Annotated in this window: 17 protein-coding genes; 6 read left to right on the forward strand and 11 right to left on the reverse strand. The window is 60.6% G+C overall.

The features are described 5' to 3' along the window. The first annotated feature begins 43 nt into the window (after window positions 1–43). Genes hutI through hutU form a run of 4 tightly spaced genes read left to right on the forward strand, consistent with a single transcriptional unit; the run spans window position 44 to window position 5,272 of the window. Window positions 44–1,276, forward strand: coding sequence for an imidazolonepropionase (hutI, locus tag BD293_RS00990; protein ID WP_142079405.1), 1,233 nt, complete (start codon window positions 44–46; stop codon window positions 1,274–1,276). Beyond that, window positions 1,273–2,811, forward strand: coding sequence for a histidine ammonia-lyase (hutH, locus tag BD293_RS00995; protein WP_142079406.1), 1,539 nt, complete (start codon window positions 1,273–1,275; stop codon window positions 2,809–2,811). The genes hutI and hutH overlap by 4 nt, the downstream gene beginning before the upstream one ends. Beyond that, complete coding sequence (hutG, locus tag BD293_RS01000) at window positions 2,808–3,608, forward strand: N-formylglutamate deformylase (RefSeq protein ID WP_142079407.1); 801 nt, start codon at window positions 2,808–2,810, stop codon at window positions 3,606–3,608. The genes hutH and hutG overlap by 4 nt, the downstream gene beginning before the upstream one ends. Continuing rightward, window positions 3,605–5,272, forward strand: coding sequence for a urocanate hydratase (gene hutU / locus BD293_RS01005; protein WP_142079408.1), 1,668 nt, complete (start codon window positions 3,605–3,607; stop codon window positions 5,270–5,272). The genes hutG and hutU overlap by 4 nt, the downstream gene beginning before the upstream one ends. 34 nt (window positions 5,273–5,306) lie before the next feature. Here the strand turns inward: hutU and BD293_RS01010 are convergent, their stop codons facing one another. From BD293_RS01010 to BD293_RS01020, 3 genes are all read right to left on the reverse strand, one after another. Then, on the reverse strand, window positions 5,307–5,996 hold the full coding sequence (locus tag BD293_RS01010; protein ID WP_142079409.1) for a histidine utilization transcriptional repressor HutC: 690 nt from the start codon (window positions 5,994–5,996) through the stop codon (window positions 5,307–5,309). Window positions 5,997–6,259: 263 nt separating this feature from the next. Next, window positions 6,260–6,469, reverse strand: a complete 210-nt coding sequence (locus BD293_RS01015) for a glycine zipper 2TM domain-containing protein (RefSeq protein ID WP_142079410.1) — start codon at window positions 6,467–6,469, stop codon at window positions 6,260–6,262. Between the two features lie 80 nt (window positions 6,470–6,549). Then, the gene (locus BD293_RS01020; protein WP_142079411.1) at window positions 6,550–6,780 is read right to left on the reverse strand and encodes a hypothetical protein; all 231 of its coding nucleotides are present in this window, start codon (window positions 6,778–6,780) and stop codon (window positions 6,550–6,552) included. 377 nt (window positions 6,781–7,157) lie between these two features. Between BD293_RS01020 and BD293_RS01025 the strand changes: the two genes are divergently transcribed. Further along, entirely contained in the window at window positions 7,158–7,562 is a 405-nt protein-coding gene (locus BD293_RS01025; protein WP_142079412.1) for a DoxX family protein, read from the forward strand. Between the two features lie 89 nt (window positions 7,563–7,651). Here the strand turns inward: BD293_RS01025 and BD293_RS01030 are convergent, their stop codons facing one another. From BD293_RS01030 to ribA, 7 genes are all read right to left on the reverse strand, one after another. Next, window positions 7,652–9,634, reverse strand: coding sequence for a hypothetical protein (locus tag BD293_RS01030; RefSeq protein WP_142079413.1), 1,983 nt, complete (start codon window positions 9,632–9,634; stop codon window positions 7,652–7,654). A 137-nt stretch (window positions 9,635–9,771) separates the two neighbouring features. Beyond that, window positions 9,772–10,998: an ATP-grasp domain-containing protein gene (locus BD293_RS01035; protein WP_142084183.1), complete on the reverse strand. Its 1,227-nt coding sequence runs from the start codon at window positions 10,996–10,998 to the stop codon at window positions 9,772–9,774. Window positions 10,999–11,316: 318 nt separating this feature from the next. Continuing rightward, on the reverse strand, window positions 11,317–12,162 hold the full coding sequence (locus BD293_RS01040; RefSeq protein WP_142079414.1) for a RibD family protein: 846 nt from the start codon (window positions 12,160–12,162) through the stop codon (window positions 11,317–11,319). Between the two features lie 22 nt (window positions 12,163–12,184). Next, complete coding sequence (locus tag BD293_RS01045; RefSeq protein ID WP_142079415.1) at window positions 12,185–12,970, reverse strand: methyltransferase domain-containing protein; 786 nt, start codon at window positions 12,968–12,970, stop codon at window positions 12,185–12,187. Window positions 12,971–12,974: 4 nt separating this feature from the next. Next, window positions 12,975–13,370: a 6-pyruvoyl trahydropterin synthase family protein gene (locus BD293_RS01050; RefSeq protein ID WP_142079416.1), complete on the reverse strand. Its 396-nt coding sequence runs from the start codon at window positions 13,368–13,370 to the stop codon at window positions 12,975–12,977. A 26-nt stretch (window positions 13,371–13,396) separates the two neighbouring features. Next, on the reverse strand, window positions 13,397–14,344 hold the full coding sequence (locus BD293_RS01055; RefSeq protein WP_142079417.1) for a zinc-dependent alcohol dehydrogenase: 948 nt from the start codon (window positions 14,342–14,344) through the stop codon (window positions 13,397–13,399). Next, entirely contained in the window at window positions 14,341–15,492 is a 1,152-nt protein-coding gene (gene ribA, locus BD293_RS01060) for a GTP cyclohydrolase II (protein ID WP_142079418.1), read from the reverse strand. Before ribA ends, BD293_RS01055 begins: the two co-directional genes overlap by 4 nt. A 189-nt stretch (window positions 15,493–15,681) precedes the next feature. Between ribA and BD293_RS01065 the strand changes: the two genes are divergently transcribed. Then, window positions 15,682–16,416, forward strand: coding sequence for an FkbM family methyltransferase (locus tag BD293_RS01065; RefSeq protein WP_246086170.1), 735 nt, complete (start codon window positions 15,682–15,684; stop codon window positions 16,414–16,416). Here BD293_RS01065 and BD293_RS01070 read toward each other — a convergent pair. Then, window positions 16,395–17,204, reverse strand: coding sequence for an inositol monophosphatase family protein (locus tag BD293_RS01070; protein ID WP_142079419.1), 810 nt, complete (start codon window positions 17,202–17,204; stop codon window positions 16,395–16,397). The two genes, BD293_RS01065 and BD293_RS01070, sit on opposite strands and share 22 nt — an antisense overlap. Window positions 17,205–17,247 lie beyond the last annotated feature (43 nt).

Below are 17,247 nucleotides of genomic sequence, written 5' to 3' on the forward strand. Positions count from 1 at the left end.
TATAATAATAAAATGTACATGAAAAGCAGAATTACTTTCGGCCATGACAGCGGAGCGGAGGCACAATTTGCACGACACCCAGATATTCACCGATCTGAACGCGGCGACCCTGTGCGACGGGGCAAGCGCGTATGGCTGGATTGAAGGCGCAGCCATCGTGGTGCAGGGCAGTCAGATTGCATGGGTCGGCGCGGCGCAAGACCTGCCGCACACATATCACGCTTGGCCGCGCCACAGCCTGCAAGGGCGTCTTGTTACCCCCGGTCTGATAGATTGCCACACACATCTGGTGCATGGCGGCAACCGTGCGGTCGAGTTTGAGATGCGACTGAACGGCGCCAGCTACGAAGATATCGCGCGGGCAGGGGGCGGCATCGTCTCGACCGTCAGCGCGACGCGCGCGGCGTCGCATTCGGACTTGTTGCAGGACGCGTTGCCACGCGTCGATGCCTTCATACGCGAAGGGATCACGACAGTCGAAATCAAGTCCGGCTATGGTCTGGATGTGGACACCGAATTGCGGATGTTGCGGGTCGCGAGGGATATCGCCTTGCAGCGGCCAATTCGCGTGAAAACCAGCTTTCTGGGCGCACATGCCATACCGGCTGACTATGCTGGGCAAGCGGAGGCGTATCTGGATGACGTGTGTCTGCCCGCCTTGCGTGCGGCCCATGCCGAAGGGTTGGTTGATGCTGTCGATGGGTTCTGCGAAGGGATCGCCTTCTCGCCTGCGCAGATTGCGCGGGTCTTTGATGAGGCGCAGCGCCTTGGCTTGCCGGTCAAACTACATGCAGAACAACTCTCAAACCTTGGCGGCGCGCGCCTTGCAGCGGAGCGCCGCGCAATGTCGGCCGATCATCTGGAATATCTGGATGAGGGTGGCGTGCGTGCTATGGCTCAGGCCGGGACGGTTGCGGTTATTCTGCCGGGTGCGTTTTACACGCTGCGCGAAGAACATGCGCCGCCCATCGCGCTGTTGCGTCAGCATGGCGTGCCAATGGCGCTGGCCACCGACCTGAATCCCGGCTCGTCGCCGATGAATTCATTGCTGCTGGCGATGAACATGGGCTGCACGCTGTTTCGCATGACCCCGGAAGAGGCGTTGCGCGGGGTCACATGCCATGCCGCGCGTGCGCTGGGCCTGCGCGATTGCGGCCAGATTGCCGCCGGTATGCGCGCGGATCTGGCGGTCTGGGATGTCACCCACCCGGCAGAGCTGTGCTACCGCATCGGGTATAACCCGCTGCATACCCGCCTGTTTGGAGGGCTGTCATGACCCCGCTGACCCTGACGCCCGGTCAAGCGACCCTCGCCGATCTGGCCGACGTGTTCTGGAACGGTCGGGCCATACAGCTTGACCCTGCCAGCCATGCTGGCATTGCGGGGGCGCGTGCGCAGGTTGTGGCCGCTGTGGCGGGCGATCAGCCCGTTTATGGGATCAACACCGGCTTTGGCAAACTCGCTTCGGTCAAGATCGCGGCGCAGGATACGGCTGCGCTACAGCGCAACCTGATCCTGTCGCATTGCTGTGGCGTGGGTGCGCCCATTCCTGTGGCGCAGGCGCGATTGATGATGGCGTTGAAGCTGTTGTCGCTGGGGCGCGGCGTGTCGGGCGTGCGGATGGCGGTGATTGAACTGCTTGAGCAGATGCTTGCCCGTGGCGTGACCCCCGTCATTCCGGTCAAAGGGTCTGTCGGCGCGTCGGGGGATCTTGCGCCGCTGGCCCATATGGCGGCTGTCATGATGGGCCATGGCGCGGCCTTGTTTGAGGGGCAGCGCTATGACGGCGGGCAGGCGCTGCGCCGCGCGGGTCTGTCCCCGCTGGAACTGGTGGCCAAGGAAGGGCTGGCGCTGATCAACGGCACGCAGTTTTCCACAGCCTTTGCGCTGTCCGGCCTGTTCGGGGCATGGCGCGCGATGCAAAGCGGGTTGGTCATCTCGGCCTTGTCCACGGATGCGATCATGGGATCAACTGCGCCGTTGCAGCCCGAAATTCACGCCTTGCGCGGCCAGCCCGGCCAGATCGAAGTTGCCACCAGCCTGCGCGCGCTGCTGGAGGGCAGTGAAATCCGCGAAAGCCACCGCGATGATGACGCGCGGGTCCAAGACCCCTATTGCATCCGGTGTCAGCCGCAGGTCACGGGTGCCGCCCTCGATTTGCTGCGCATGGCCGCGCGCACCCTTCAGATCGAAGCGAATGCCGCAACAGACAACCCGTTGGTTCTGGCGGAAACAGGGCTGATCGTTTCAGGGGGGAATTTTCATGCCGAACCGGTGGGGTTTGCTGCGGATATGATCGCATTGGCGGTTGCAGAAATCGGTGCCATCGCACAGCGGCGCGTGGCGCTGATTGTCGATCCGGTCCTCAGCCATGATCTGCCCGCCTTTCTGACGCCGCATCCGGGCCTGAACTCTGGGTTGATGATTGCCGAGGTGACAACCGCTGCGCTGATGTCCGAGAACAAGCATCTGGCCAACCCCTGCGTGACCGACAGCACCCCCACAAGTGCCAATCAGGAAGATCACGTCAGCATGGCGGCGCATGGGGCGGTGCGGCTGGGCCAGATGGTTCGCAATCTGGAGTATATCTTTGGGGTCGAGCTGCTTTGCGCCGCGCAGGGTATTGAGTTTCGCGCACCATTGCGCACCAGCCCGGCCTTGGCCGCAGTGTTGCATGATCTGCGTGCAAGCATCCCCAGTCTGCGTGAAGACCGCTATATGGCCCCGGATCTGGAACAGGCGGCCCATCTTGTCGGCAGCGCGCAGTTCGCGCTGTGCGCGGGCGTCCCCTTGCCAGAGTTGCACGCATGAACGCGGTCGAGGTTGCGCGCGGTGACGGCCCTGTCGTGCTGGCGTTTCCGCATACCGGCACATTCGTGCCTGATGCGGTCCACGCCGCGCTGAATGCGCGGGGGCGGATGCTGGCGGATACGGATTGGCATATCGACAAGCTTTATGCCGGGTTGCGGGCAGATGTGACGACCGTGCGTGCGACCTTCCACCGCTATGTGATCGACGCCAATCGTGACCCAGCGGGGGGCGTGCTCTATCCCGGTCAGAACACGACCGGCCTGATCCCGCTGACCGATTTTGACGGCGGCGATATTTGGCAGGCCCCGCCTGACGCGGGCGCTATAGCAGAGCGGGTGGACAGATTTCATGCGCCATATCACAAGGCACTCAGGGCCGAGTTGGAGCGTGTTCACCACCGCCACGGCGTGGCCCTGCTGTATGATTGCCATTCGATCCGGTCGCAGATTCCGTTCCTGTTCGCGGGGGTTTTGCCGGATTTCAACATCGTCACCAATGACGCCACCAGTTGCGATGCGCGGATCACATCCGCAGTCGCGCATATCTGTGCAACTGCCGCAGGCTATAGCAGTGTCGTTAACGGGCGGTTCAAGGGCGGCTGGACAACCCGCCATTACGGCCAGCCCGCCCAAGGGCTGCACGCGGTGCAGATGGAACTGGCCCAAAGCAGCTATCTGACAACGCAGGCCCCGCCCTGGCACTACGACACGCAAAAAGCCGAAAAGCTGCGCGCCCACCTGAAAACCCTGCTCGACAGATTGACCGAACTGGCCCCGCAACTGAAAGGCATGACATGAGTGATCCGCGCAAGAATACCCGTGACATCTTTCCACCCACCGGCCCCGAATTGACCACCAAAAGCTGGATGACCGAAGCGCCCTTGCGGATGCTGATGAACAACCTGCATCCTGATGTGGCCGAGAACCCGCATGAATTGGTAGTTTATGGCGGCATCGGGCGGGCCGCGCGCACTTGGCAGGATTTTGACACTATCGTGGCCAGCCTGCGTGATCTGGACGAGGACCAGACCTTGCTGGTGCAATCGGGCAAACCCGTGGGCATATTTCGCACCCACAAGGATGCGCCGCGCGTGTTGATTGCCAATTCAAACCTCGTGCCGCATTGGGCGACATGGGATCATTTCAATGAACTCGACCGCAAGGGGCTGGCGATGTATGGCCAGATGACGGCGGGGTCATGGATATATATCGGCTCTCAGGGGATCGTGCAGGGCACCTATGAAACCTTTGTCGAGGCGGGGCGCCAGCATTATCAGGGCGATCTGACAGGCAAATGGATTCTGACAGGCGGGTTGGGCGGCATGGGCGGGGCGCAGCCACTTGCGGCGGTCATGGCCGGTGCCTGCTGTCTGGCTGTGGAATGCAATCCTGACAGCATCGCGTTTCGACTGCGCACGCGCTATGTTGACGAACAGGCCGACACACTCGATGACGCGCTTGAGATGATCCGGCGCTGGACCGCAGCCGGCAAGGCCAAGTCGGTTGCCCTGCTGGGCAATGCGGCAGATGTGTTCCCCGAATTGGTGCGCCGCGGTGTGCGCCCCGACATCGTGACCGACCAGACCTCGGCGCATGATCCGGTGAACGGGTATCTGCCCCAAGGCTGGAGCATGGCCGAATGGCGCGCCAAGCGCGAAACTGACCCCAAAGCTGTGGAAAAGGCCGCGCGGGCCTCGATGAAAACCCATGTTGCAGCAATGGTCGATTTCTGGAATGCAGGCGTGCCAACGCTGGATTACGGCAATAACATCCGGCAAGTCGCGCTTGACGAAGGGTTGAAAGATGCCTTTGCCTTTCCGGGGTTCGTGCCTGCCTATATCCGCCCGCTGTTTTGCCGTGGTATTGGCCCGTTTCGCTGGGCGGCCCTGTCAGGCGACCCGGAGGATATTTACAAGACGGATGCCAAGGTCAAGGAACTGCTGCCCGATGACACCTATCTGCACACATGGCTGGACATGGCGCGGGATCGTATCGCGTTTCAGGGGTTGCCCGCGCGGATCTGCTGGGTGGGGCTGGGCGTGCGTGACAAGCTGGGCCTTGCCTTTAACGAGATGGTGCGCAACGGCGAGCTTGCCGCCCCCATCGTGATCGGGCGCGACCATCTGGACAGCGGCTCTGTCGCCAGTCCCAACCGCGAGACAGAGGCCATGCTGGACGGATCAGATGCGGTCAGCGACTGGCCGTTGTTGAATGCGCTGCTGAACACGGCCTCTGGGGCAACATGGGTCAGCCTGCATCATGGCGGCGGCGTGGGCATGGGGTTTTCACAGCATTCCGGCATGGTGATTTGCTGCGATGGCTCGCATGAGGCCGATGCGCGGATTGCGCGTGTGCTGTGGAACGACCCGGCCACAGGTGTGATGCGCCATGCGGATGCGGGGTATGATACCGCCCGTGACTGCGCGCGCGAACATGGGCTAAGGCTGCCCGGTATTCTGTGACCGATGCGGGGCAGGTCGGGATTGGGCAGAGGGGTCAATACCGCGTGGTCATACGATACCCGCGATGATGGGTCATCCTGACAAAAGTTACTGCCCGCCCTTCCCACCAAGTCGAGCGTTCGACCTGAAACAACGCGTCCCCCTGCTGGCAGTCCAGATACGCGGCCAGCGCGGGGTCGGCTTGCGCGGCCTGAAAGCTGATTTCAGCCGTTGAATAGGGCACCGCCGCGATCAGCCATTCATTGGGGCCGATTTCTGTGAAAGTGGCCTGTTGGGCGTCAGGGGTGACGGCAAGGTTGATCCAGCGATCCTCGTGCTGGAAGGGCAGGCCATTTGCATAATGCATACAGACCAGATGCAGAACCTGTGCATTATTTTGCAACTGCAAACGGGCGCGCAACCAGTCGGGCGCTGTGGTGACGGCGCTGGAAACCAAGCTGTAGCGGTATTCCGAGCCTTGGTTTTCGATTTCATGTCGCACGATGGGAATGGAAAATCTGGCCTCGCGCACCGGTGCCATGCGCACGCGGCTGCCTGTTTTGCGCCGCCGCTCGATCAGGCCATCATCGGCCAGTTCCCGCATCGCCCGGTTCACGGTTGCGCGCGCGCAGCCGAATTGCTGCGCAATCTCGACCTCGTTGGGCAACAGGCTGCCGGGGGGCCAGTCGCCTTGGGTGATCTTGCCCAGAAGATGCGCCTTGATGTCGCGGTATGTGGCCGACATGCGCACTCCTTGCCGTACAGGTTTTGACCTTGCTGCACATGCTGGATGCAACGGGATTTATAAGTACAGACAATTCTGCATTAAATCCAGACAAAGACCGGCAGGGGACGCGGTCTGCCCTTTGAATGTGGGTCAGGTTGGCGGGAATTTCTGTTCAAACACGGGTTGTTAAAATCATGAGAAAGAAAAGCGGTCGCCGCAACACAGACATGTTTGCAGCGACGCATTTTTGCAGTTGGCCCACAGGCCAAATACCTACATTGTCAGTAGGTTGGAGCGTTAGCGCCCACCACTGTGCCCACAGCAGCACCACCAAGAATGGCGGCTGTCCGGCCAGAGCCTGATCCGATCTGAGTGCCCACGGCGGCACCAGTAAGTGCGCCTGTCGCCGCATTGATCTGCGGATCGTTCGTGCAGCCTGTCACAACGGCAAGTGATGCCGCGAACAGGGCCATAACTGATAACTTCTTCATCTGTGTGATTCCTATTTGTCAACTGAGTCAAGCATTCAACTAATTGCACTTTGCTAGCCGCGATTGAACTATTTTCTTCGTTACCCACCCGTGTTTATGGTGCCGATACGCGCTTCTGCTTGGGTTTTCGGTGCAGTTTCGGCACTATGCGCAAAAATCCGCGCCCTGACCTTGGGGGCCGTGCGCGCATCGATCACATGCTCTTGCGCATATAGAACAGGGGCTTCACCGGAAATCGCGCGCGCAACATCTGCATTTGGGGTGTGCATACGCGCAAGCGACAGCGCGGTTGAGCCGATATCCGCCCACATGCCCAAATCAGGGATGGGAAGTTTTATTGCATGGTGTCAGCCTTCGCGGTATGGCTGGCGCAGGTCCGATTGCCCTGCGCAAGGTCGCCGGGTGATGCAAGAGTCTACTTGCGGCGGTCCAGCCGTAAGCGGGCCAATCTGATGGAAATAGTTGGCCATGCGCTGGTCACTTAAACAAGCAGGGGTTCTATGAACCGAATAATTTATATCGTCGGCCTTGTTGTCATTGTGCTGTTCGTCATGGGACTCTTGGGTCTGCGGTAACTGCGCTGGCGCTTGTGCCATCAGGCCAGTTTGACGCACTGCGCCCCCGATGACGACCCGATGCCAGCCGCGCGGGCGCTTGGGACCAGTCCGACACAACACGGAGCAGCGCAATGCGTACAGAGACATGGCCGGAAATGGCCCTGCTGGCGGGGCGGCTATTGATTGCGGTGCTGTTTGTGGGCGGGGCTGTTCAGAAAATCCTCTCACCGGCAGATGCACAGGCGTTGCTGGTGATGCAGGGGTTGCCTGTGGCGCTGATCTGGCCTGCGCTGATTTTCAACATGATAACGGGCCTGATGTTGGCGCTGGGGCTTTGGGTCCGGCCCGTTGCGTTGGTGTTGGCGGCGTATTGCGGGGCCACCAGCTTTTTCCACCTGATCCCCGATGACCCATGGCAAATGTCGATCTTTGTCAAGAACTGGTCCATCGCGGGCGGGTGCCTTGCGCTGGCTGTCGCAGGGTCCGGGCGCTGGGCCCTACGGCCTGACCCGCCCATTGCCCGCTGGGGGCACTGAGCGCAAGCAAGGCTAATTTATGCGCATGGCTGCGACCCTGCGGGGGAAGTGTCGCCCACGCCCACGGCACTCGTCATAACCCAGAAAAATCAGATGCGCGCGCGCGCCCAGCTTTGATGGGCCATATCGCGGATCGCTGAAATCTTGTCTTCTTCCACAGGCACGAACAGGGGTGTTTTCAGCCCGTCATCGTGGAAAATATACAACCGAGAGGTAAACTGGTCGAAGGGCAACGACGCCTCGCCCAGACGTTCGCCATTTCCATGCGTGGACACCACAATGCCCAAGCCCCAATCCTGCCCGCTGTCATTGTTCGGGTTGAAGAAATAGACGCGCATCTCGCCTGCCTGATCCAATGCGACGCGAATGATCGTGATGGCATGCCAACCGACAAAAGCGCCCTGACTGTCAGTGACGGCTATGCCCGCAGGTTGCGGATGAACGACAGGTTCATTGCCGTTGTGCAGCGGATGATAGGCCAGATGAAAATCGGCGATGAACTTATCGTAGTCATGCAGTTTGCCCGTCATGATATCGACTGCGATATGGAACTCTCGCCCGACCCACCAGCCGTGCAGCTCTGGATTGATCCAGCGGTGCGGGTCTTCGCCCCTTGTGGCGACGCGCCGCCCCATCTCGGCATAGATGCGGTCGATATGGGGCACCAGCAAGACCGACACCGCGTCTGCATCCAAGGGTGTGTGCAGTGCAAGGCCAGCAGGCAGCACTGCGGAATCCAGCGCCTCACCCTCGAAATGCATGACAACACGGTCATTTGCCGTAACTTGCGCCAGCATCCAAAGCAGATAGTCGGGGTCATTCAGCGCCCAGATCGACAAGGCCCGCGCGGCTTGGCAGGTTGGATTGTTCCCTTGACCGATGCCCAAAGGCTGGCCCAACAGCGTCATTAACCCAGCCACCAATTGACTATGAGGTGTGACAGCATCGCCAAGCGCCGCGCTTAGGCCCGCTTCACATTCGGGTGACATCGTCGCCCCCAAAAGCCGCCACAGCGAGGGGGCAATGGGCGGCGAATACAAGATGCCACGCTCCAGCATCAGGGAAATGCCCAGAATTGACTGCGCCGTGCCCGGATGCACGGCAACATCAATCAACTGTTGAACAAGGGGCTGATAACACCGAAGGCAATCCAGCCCTGTGCTGCTCAGGCCCAATGAATCCGGCAGAAAATGCCCCTGTCCACTGTCAAGAATGAACCGCAGATAGGTCGCGTGATAGTCCGACACCAGCCCGGTGTCGTGCATCGCGCGTGCCATGCCCGAAGCTTCGGTCTGCAATGTGCCCGTATCGGCAGCGGCAAGGCGGCTGCGATACACATCTAGGCCGGGGTCTTCACGGCAGAGTTCCGTCGGGCCAAACAGCGCGCTTATCAGACGGTCAGCGCCCAGCCGGTTGTCGCTGGCGTTGAAGCCCTGACTTTGCTGACCCAGCGCCAGCGCAATCTGCAAGATCATGGATTTGACATGACCTACCTGAATCGGCCTTTGACGCAGGATGCGCCAGACTTCATCAACCAGCCTGCCCAAAATCCCTTCGGTGCCCACAACTTCCAGCAGGTGCTGAAGCAACTGGTCAACGATTGGGGTCAGTTCATGTTCTGACAGGCGCGAAGCCTCGTGGTGCGCGCCCAGTATCCGGTCAAGGTTCAGCGCCAGAACTTGCGTCAGGAAATGATGCGCATGTTCCATCGGCAGGCCCGGTTGCGAATGCTCGCCGCGCGCCACAGCAAGGAAGCGCAACAGGCTGATGCATTCCAGAACCACAAGCCGCATGTCAGGGGATTTCAGCGCATTGCCCACCATACCGGGCACAAGGCCAGAGGGGGCAGCCCAATCCGTTCCGTCAAAAATACCCGCCGCGTCCAGCGCGACAGCGCGCGCTTCCAACTCTGCCAGCCCGCCGGGCTGCTTGAGCAAGCGCTTGGCGGCATCCAGCACGCGACCCTGATAGGTGAATTTCGCAGCAGGCGTTGCCCCGGCAAGCTGTCCCAGCATGTGATCGAAGCTGCGCGCGATCTGTTTGATCGGAGTGCCTTCGGAGGTCATTGTCATCGCTGCTAATCCTGTGACGCTATCGTGCGCGCCGTGTTACTATTACAGATGTCGTCGCTTCGTCACAAGAATGCAAGCCAACGCGGCAGGCAGGTGGCAAAACATGCCATATTCTGCGTGCCGCGCCAAAGACTTCATCAGATGTAGTAGTCCAGCTCTTCCTGCGCCTTCAGCAAATCCCGCAATTGGTGCGGGTCTTCGCCGAAGAAATAGACCAGCCCCCAATGCGTGCCAAAGGCCGTTCGCTTGGTAACTGTCGATTCCACAGGTGCCGCCAGTTCGTGGAATTCGAAATAGGGGTGGTTCTCTGTCTCTGGTGGAATCTGCAATTCGCTGACCACCCGCCTGCGGGGATAGACACCAAAACAGCCTGCATGGCCCAGCGCATCCTTGACGGGGGTGGGAAAGAAAGCGTCCAGCTCTTCTTGCGTGGCCTTCGGGTCGAAAGACAGCACCAAGGCCTGATAGGCGTTAAAGCCGTAGGCACGCTCCATCAACTCGAACGCGTTAAAGCCGGGCGGGCGATAGGCCACTTCACCGAAATACATCGTACCATCATTTGTCACGAAATATTCGGGGTGGATGAAACCGAACTCGATATCGAACACGTCAATCAGCTTTTCGATCTGCTCGGTGATCTTGGCGCGGTACTTTTCCAGCTCTGGCGTGGCAGGCACAAAGACCGAATAGCCCAGCGTCACATATTCCGAAATGTTCAGAAACTGGATCTTGCGATCCTTGATCCACGCCTCGACCGCGAATTCCCAACCGTCCAGATGCGATTCCAGCAACGCGGGAAACTCGTCATCGGCAATCGCAGCCACATCATCGGGCGAGCGGATCACGCGGTGCCCAAGGCAACCGGCCTTGTCAAACGCCTTGAAGTGGATCGGGTCATTCGGGTCGCCATCCAGCTTGAGAAGTGTCTGGTTCACGCGCTTCAGGAACCGGATCACATCGGTCTGATCCATCGCTTCCTCAAAAATGCCGACACGAATGCCACCAAGCTGCGCGCGCCGCTTCATCAGCGACTTGTCGCGGAACAGCATAGCCTGGCCCAGCAGGCGCGGATTTTTCAGCAAGACAGAATTGACCGCCCCGGCCCATTCCACAGTTTCCTCGAACAGCGGTATGGCGACGTCAACGCCCATATCATTGAGAGTGGTCGCAAGCTCGTGAGAGCGGTCATTCAAGCGCTCGAAATCCCAACTGACATAGGGAATGCCGTGTTGGGTGGCATACTCCTCTGCCCATTTTGGCGCAACGATGACATAGCGGCGATCAAATTTCTCCAGCGCATCTATACACCGAAGGCTCCAGCCAAGAATTGCGATGTAGCCTTTGTTCGGATCTTTCGTCTGCATCATTTCCCCTTCAGAATTAACTCAAAGCGTTACAGTCCCAGCTTGCTGTGTCGCAAGTTGAAATGCTTCGCATATACAACTATCATAGATGTAAGCTGATTGACACCGCATGCCACGTTTTTAAAATATAAGCACGATTGTTTCGGGTGGGCGCGTGCGCGCGACACAATCTAACGAAATTTTTCTTTATTTATCTAACTAAAATAAATTCCCTGAAATACGCGCCTTAGCGGTCATCCCTATATGGATGATAGGGCCATGTCGCATCTCTCTTGTCGCGGCATATGCCGGCAAGCCGTGGCGTCACTCGCCAGATGTTCAGGACAGGGATGATGCAGAGCGATGGGCGTGTGTCGGCGCAGGTGCGTGGATCGGAAGGGTTGCCGCGCTGGCGTCTGGGGACAGGCCGCAATCGAACAGAACATCCGATCCCAACCCGAAAACCCGTGTGTCTGGCCGGATACAATCGGCAAGTTTCAGGTGCGGAATTTTTGTGGTCAACGACGCAGGGCCAGCCCCGATCAGAAGCGGCGCTACAGCAACTTGCAGCCGCGTCAGCAACCCCGCTTCCAGAAACCCCGCAATGGTAATGCCCCCGCCTTCGATCAGCAGGCTGGACAATCCGGACTTTTGCAAGGCTGACAGAATATCGCGCGGCCGGAATATGCCATCGACAAGCGGCAGTCTTATGACTTCGACCCCAGCGATGCGGGGGCGTTCGACAGCCTGAACCACCAGACGCCGCGCACCATCCGCGCGCAGGGCAGGGGCATCATCGGGCAACCGGCCCTTGGGGTCGATCACGATCCGCGCCGGGTTGGGGCCGCTGCACAAGCGTACAGTCAGGCGCGAATTGTCATGCAGGGCTGTTCCCACACCAATCACCACACCATCGACCAGCGCGCGCAACCGGTGCAGATGGGCCAGGCCGTCCGGCCCCGACACATCGCGCGCATCGCCTGACACAGTGGCAACGCGCCCGTCCAGCGACTGCCCGATCTGGGCCACGACCATCGGTGTCAGATCGCGCCGCGCCAAGGGACCATAAAGCGCCAGTGCCCCCTTTTCCCCCTCGGACCACACGCCACAACACGCGCATGCGTGCCCCGACCTGACCGCCAGAACCCGATCCCAGACTTGGCGGGTAACAGTTACGCTGTGCATTTCTGTTGTCCTTTCCTGTCGGTCACGCTGTGCGCAGTTCAATGTCGGGTGGCAGGGCAAGCAGGTCACGATGCCCGATGCGGCACTGTGCCTGTGCGAGCTGTGCGATCCTTCGCCCCTGCCAGCTTGCGGCTTTTGCTTCTCCGGCCTCGGTTGCGGCACCGGCTATGCCCGCCAGCAATTCACGCTGAAGCGCGGCCGCACTCGGGCCAAGCTGCCAAGGACTGTCCGCCTGCAAGACGCGAAAACCGGCAGCGGCAAATATCTCGGCAATGGCCTCTGCCGCATCGGGGCCAAGGGCCGGACCGAACCCTTTATCCCCGCGCTGGTGTTGGTTGAACGCAAGCGTCACGTCGGCGTCTGCCGGATCAACCGGTGACCAACGCATCGTCCCGTCATAGTTCAAGGCCGCATAAAACGGCAGCGCATGGCGGGCCAGATGATCGGCAAGGGACGTGACCCAGTCGCGCGCGCACAGATCAAGCAGCGCCGAGGCCGTCACCAGACTGGCCCCGTCCAGCGGCAGTTTGTGCAGATCACGCAGATCAAGCTGATGGGTCGTCACACCGGTTTTGGCTCCTGCCGCCGCCTGTTCCAGCAGAGAGGCATCATTGTCGACCAGCCGCCATCTGGCCACCTGTTTGAGGGGGGCGTCAAATGCTCGGATCGTTGATCCGGTGCCGCACCCCAGATCGACAATCACCGGCTCTGGACCAGCGGCCTGCGCTGCCGCCAATAAAAGCGCGCTGTCACGTGCCGCGTGATCGGCGGGTTCGCGCAAGGCCAGCCATGTCGCTGAAAATCCCATGCGTTCAGATCTCTGCCTCAAACCAGCCGCGGGCCAGATGGCTTTCATGCAGCGTGATGCGCAGCCGCTTCACGCGACCGGAATCCTTCAGATCGCCCGCACGGACCCTGTCCGCCATTTCACGAAAGATGTGGCCGGACAAAAACTCTGTGGTGGTGAAAACGCCCTTGAACTGCGCGACCTCATCCAGATTCTTGTAGCGCAGCGGCTCTAGCACCTGCGCCAAGGCTTCGGTCGCCAAACCAATATCCACGACCAACCCGTGTTCGTCGATGTCATCGGCGAAAAAGGCCGCATCAACCGTGAAGGTCGCGCCATGCATACCTTGCGCAGGGCCGAAAAGCGGCGAGGGGAACGAGTGGGCGATCATGATATGGTCACGGACTTCGACGGCGTACATGGTAACTCCTGTTGTGAGGTTCTGCGCTACGGGTAACGGATGCGGTGACACAAGGTTTCTGGTGCTGCGAGGATTTCGGCGTAGACATCTGGCAGCGCGGCAAAATCCGTCTCGCCGGAAATCAGCGCATCGAAGCGGGGGTCACATAGCAACGCCAAGGCCTTGGACATCCGGCGGGCATAGCCCCAGCGCGGCAGGCGGTGGGCGGGCAGATTTCCGACTTGAGAGCTGATAAGCCGCAGGCGGCGGCTGTGAAATGCACCCCCAAGCGGCACGGATACCGACCTGTCGCCATGCCAGCTTGCCTCAACCACCGTGGCATTCATCCCGGCGTTGGACAGGGCCAGATCCAGCCCCGCTTCCGACGCACTGGTATGGATCACCACATCGCAATCCTGCGGCGCATCTTCGGGCATTGCAAAGCGCAGGTCCAAAGCGCGCGCCAACGTGGCGCGGGCGGGATTGATGTCGACCAGCGTGACATCAGCGCCCGGCATTCGGGCCAAAAGGAACGCGACAAGTGCCCCGACCACGCCCGCGCCGATCACGGCGATCCGGTCGCCAGCACTTGCGCCGCTGTCCCACACCACATTCAGCGCCGTTTCCATATTCGCAGCCAGAACCGCGCGTTGCGGTGGCAACGCCTCGGGCAACAGGGTCAGTGTGTCCTGTGGCAATCGGTAATGGGTCTGATGCGGGAAGAGGGCGAAGACGTGCCGCCCAGCCAGTACCCCTTCTGTAACTTCGCCCACGCTGCAATAGCCGTATTTCACAGGAAACGGAAACGCCCCTTCCATGGCGGGCGCACGCATTCGGTCATGTTCCGATACCGGCACTTGCCCCTTGCAGACCAGCCGTTCAGTCCCACGGCTGATGCCGGAATACAGCGCCTTGACCGCGACCCCTGTTCCCGTGTCTGCGGGGCGGATCTCGGCCCTGTCAGGGGCCACACACCAAAGGGCCAAGGCAGTCATTTCAACACATGTCCCGATTTTGCGACCTTGGTTGCCAGATAATGGGCGTTCTGGGCGGTCTGGCCAACCACAAGCGGCACCCGCTCCACCACTGTGATTCCCTGATCGCGCAAGATCGCCACCTTGGCCGGATTGTTCGTCAGCAACCGCACCGAGGTTATCCCCAACTGCTTGAGCAGCGCCGAGCCGTTGCGGAAATCGCGCTCATCATCGTCAAATCCCAGATGGTGATTGGCCTCGACCGTGTCAAAGCCGTGATCCTGTAGGGCATAGGCGCGCATCTTGTTGGCCATGCCGATGCCGCGCCCCTCCTGATTGAGGTACAGCAGCACCCCGCCGCCAGCCTTGGCCATTGCGGTGCAGGCAGATTGAAGTTGCGGGCCGCAATCGCATTTCAGACTTCCAAGCACATCGCCGGTAAAGCAGGCCGAATGCAGGCGGACAAGCACCGGGCGCGACGGGTCCGGGGTGCCAATCTCGATGGCGTAATGCTCGATACTGCCATCATTGGGGCGAAACACATGCACACGCCCGGCCTGATGCGCAGCCATCGGAAGTGCTGCGGTCGAGACGGGGCGTTGAAACCGCGCGGCGGCCAGTTCCGACAAGACTTCGGCGGCATCAATCACGCACAGGCCATGCTGCACCGCTTCTGCCAGCCCGTCTTTCAGTGGCAAAATAAGGGCTGCGGGCAACAGCTGCGCCGATTTGGCCAGCGCAATGGCGGCGCGGTGGATTGCACCCCCCTCAAACGCCTTGGCACTGTGCGCGCCCCTGCCATCCGGCGCAACCTGCGCGGCACTCAGGGCGGGATCTGCCATCGCGCTGATCGCAGCCAGATTGGCGTCGGCGGGCAGGGTCATGCCCAGGACCTTCGCCTTTGGCAGACCCTCCAGCCCCAGCATCGCCATGCGGTGCCGTGTCAGCGCGATTTGCGGTTTGCGCTCTGACGTAGTGACGGCGGCGTATCTTTCGGGGGTCAGCATTTCGACTGCGATCACCATTGCGGCGTCGGGGCCACTGGTCAGCACGACCGGCACGCCAAGGCGCAGATCACCTTTGACCCGCATCACACGTTCAATCACATGCGGCGCAAAAGCAGAGATCGCAGGGGCTTCGGCCACGCGGCCGGGTGTCACTGCATTCATGAGATTACCAAGTCTTCAAACATCGGGTGTGACATAGCGTTACATCACGACAGGCAAGTCCGGCCTTGGTGTTTTCAGACAGGTGGCGCGCCTCACGCGAAGTTTCGCCGCTTGGGACTCGACCTTGGTTCAGACGCTCTAAGTAGTCAGACTTGCGTTATTTTGCGATATGACGAGAGGAGAGTGGCTGTGGGCCTGACAGTATGGATGGGCCTTTTGCGGTCCTTGGTGATCTATCACAATCCGGTGACACGTGCGCCGCTGCGCCGTTTCTACCGTGATCTGCTGCGTCCGGGTGACCTTGCCTTTGATATTGGCGCGCATGTCGGAACGCGGGCAAGGGCCATGCGGGCCGCTGGGGCGCGTGTTGTGGCGCTGGAACCGCAAGCGCCCTTCTCTGGCTTTCTGCGCCTGACGCTGCCGCAAGATATCCGGCTGGTCGAAGCGGCTGCGGGAGCTGCCGAAGCCTTGGCGCAGATGGCCGTATCATCCCGTCACCCGACTGTTTCATCGCTGAAATCAGGGTTTTCGGAAACGGCAGGTGCCGCGCCCGGTTTCGAGCATGTCCGCTGGGACAGTGTGCAACAGGTGCAGGTTACGACACTGGACAAACTGATCGCGGAAGAAGGGCTGCCCCGCTACATCAAGATCGACGTTGAAGGGTTCGAGTTGGAGGTGTTGTCCGGCCTCAGCCAGCCGGTTGAGATGCTTTCGGTCGAGTACCTTCCCGGTCTGCCGGACCTGACATTCTCGGTGATCGAGCGCTTGCTGGAGCTGGGACCATACCGGTTCAATCCGGTGCGCGGCGAATCTGGTGCGTTTTTGTGGGACGACTGGCGCGACGCTGCCAGCACAAAAAACTGGCTTCGCAGCCTGCCCAGCGATGCCGTTTCGGGCGATCTTTACGCACGACTGCCGGACTGACCCCGCAGCACACGGGCAAATTCCTCGAACAGAGCGGGCGCTGCGGTCAGGACGGTGCCAGATAATTCAGGGCGATCCGCAGGTTCCAGCGCGGCGATGGTGGCGCCCGCCTCGCGCAGGATGACCAACCCTGCCGCTATGTCCCATTGTTGCAAGCGGCGTTCCCAGAAACCGTCAAGCCGCCCCGCCGCGACATAGGCCAGATCCAGCGCAGCCGCCCCCATGCGCCGCACACCTGCGCAATGCGGCATCAGGCGCGCGATGTCGGCGGCATGATCGTCGATATGGTCCATGCCGCCAAAAGGAATGCCGGTTCCGAACAGGGCCGCCGAAAGTGTAGAGGGTGTTGCCAGTTGTAGCGGCTGGTCATTCAGAAACGCACCGCCGCCAAGCCGGGCCGAGAATGTCTCGCCTTTGACCGGGTCATGGATCACGCCGATGCGGCGTGCGCCATCCACCTCTAGCGCGACGGACACAGCCCAATGGGGAATGCCACGCAGAAAATTGGTGGTGCCATCCAGCGGATCAACGATCCAGCGGCGGCGCGGTGCCACGACCTGTGCAGTTTCTTCGCCCAGCCAGCCATCACCGGGGCACGCCCCCAGAAGCAGGTTGCGCAGGCAGGTTTCAGCCTCCAGATCGGCCTGTGACACAAAATCCCCCGCGCGTTTGGTCGAGATGGTCAGATCGCCCCGCCTTGTCCAGTGGCGCATCAGTCCTGCACCTGCGGTTTGCGCGGCGCGCATGGCCAATGCCAGATCGGCGGTATCTTGTGCATGATTGGTCATTTCTGAAATCCAATTTCATTTCTGTAACGCCACCCAACTGTTA

Origin of the sequence: Roseinatronobacter monicus, assembly GCF_006716865.1 — a bacterium.
In the GTDB taxonomy this organism is placed as follows: Bacteria; Pseudomonadota; Alphaproteobacteria; order Rhodobacterales; family Rhodobacteraceae; genus Roseinatronobacter; species Roseinatronobacter monicus.

What these genes read in the sequence shown, in the direction of transcription:
- BD293_RS01010 (WP_142079409.1), bottom strand. Translation starts at nt 5,996, where the DNA reads ATGTCGGCCACATACCGCGACATCAAGGCGCATCTTCTGGGCAAGATC.
- BD293_RS01020 (WP_142079411.1), bottom strand. Translation starts at nt 6,780, where the DNA reads ATGTGGGCGGATATCGGCTCAACCGCGCTGTCGCTTGCGCGTATGCAC.
- BD293_RS01040 (WP_142079414.1), bottom strand. Translation starts at nt 12,162, where the DNA reads ATGCACAGCGTAACTGTTACCCGCCAAGTCTGGGATCGGGTTCTGGCG.
- BD293_RS01055 (WP_142079417.1), bottom strand. Translation starts at nt 14,344, where the DNA reads ATGACTGCCTTGGCCCTTTGGTGTGTGGCCCCTGACAGGGCCGAGATC.
- BD293_RS01035 (WP_142084183.1), bottom strand. Translation starts at nt 10,998, where the DNA reads ATGCAGACGAAAGATCCGAACAAAGGCTACATCGCAATTCTTGGCTGG.
- hutI (WP_142079405.1), top strand. Translation starts at nt 44, where the DNA reads ATGACAGCGGAGCGGAGGCACAATTTGCACGACACCCAGATATTCACC.
- BD293_RS01050 (WP_142079416.1), bottom strand. Translation starts at nt 13,370, where the DNA reads ATGTACGCCGTCGAAGTCCGTGACCATATCATGATCGCCCACTCGTTC.
- BD293_RS01015 (WP_142079410.1), bottom strand. Translation starts at nt 6,469, where the DNA reads ATGAAGAAGTTATCAGTTATGGCCCTGTTCGCGGCATCACTTGCCGTT.
- BD293_RS01025 (WP_142079412.1), top strand. Translation starts at nt 7,158, where the DNA reads ATGCGTACAGAGACATGGCCGGAAATGGCCCTGCTGGCGGGGCGGCTA.
- hutG (WP_142079407.1), top strand. Translation starts at nt 2,808, where the DNA reads ATGAACGCGGTCGAGGTTGCGCGCGGTGACGGCCCTGTCGTGCTGGCG.
- hutH (WP_142079406.1), top strand. Translation starts at nt 1,273, where the DNA reads ATGACCCCGCTGACCCTGACGCCCGGTCAAGCGACCCTCGCCGATCTG.
- hutU (WP_142079408.1), top strand. Translation starts at nt 3,605, where the DNA reads ATGAGTGATCCGCGCAAGAATACCCGTGACATCTTTCCACCCACCGGC.
- ribA (WP_142079418.1), bottom strand. Translation starts at nt 15,492, where the DNA reads ATGAATGCAGTGACACCCGGCCGCGTGGCCGAAGCCCCTGCGATCTCT.
- BD293_RS01070 (WP_142079419.1), bottom strand. Translation starts at nt 17,204, where the DNA reads ATGACCAATCATGCACAAGATACCGCCGATCTGGCATTGGCCATGCGC.
- BD293_RS01045 (WP_142079415.1), bottom strand. Translation starts at nt 12,970, where the DNA reads ATGGGATTTTCAGCGACATGGCTGGCCTTGCGCGAACCCGCCGATCAC.
- BD293_RS01030 (WP_142079413.1), bottom strand. Translation starts at nt 9,634, where the DNA reads ATGACAATGACCTCCGAAGGCACTCCGATCAAACAGATCGCGCGCAGC.